This window comes from Corynebacterium sp. HMSC078A10, assembly GCF_001811565.1.
GTDB lineage: Bacteria > Actinomycetota > Actinomycetes > Mycobacteriales > Mycobacteriaceae > Corynebacterium > Corynebacterium hesseae.
Map to the genome: position 1 here is coordinate 1 of NZ_KV805196.1, position 298 is coordinate 298.

A 298-nucleotide genomic window follows, 5' to 3' on the forward strand; every position below is an offset into this window, starting at 1 on the left:
TAAGACCGAGGTTGATTCCTCTGGTGTGAAGCCGGTTAAGCCGACCGATGATAAGCAGGACACTGGTATCAAGGTCACCAACCCGGATGAGGACACCAAGGTTTCTGCTACCGATGAGGATGGCAAGAAGGTTCCGGCTGAGATTGACGAGAACGGCAACGTTGTTGTTACTCCGGGTAAGGATGTTGATGGTCCTATCAACGTAGTTGTTGAGGATCCGGATCTGCCGGGTGGCAAGGTTGAGGTTGAGGTTGAGGTTGAGGGCCACGAGAAGGGCCGCGACGACAACAAGAAGCCG

The 298-nt window shown here is 54.0% G+C and carries 1 protein-coding gene; it reads left to right on the forward strand.

Annotated elements, in window-relative coordinates:
- The coding region (locus HMPREF2808_RS13475; RefSeq protein ID WP_168165066.1) for a hypothetical protein at nucleotides 1-298 on the forward strand (298 nt) is incomplete at both ends.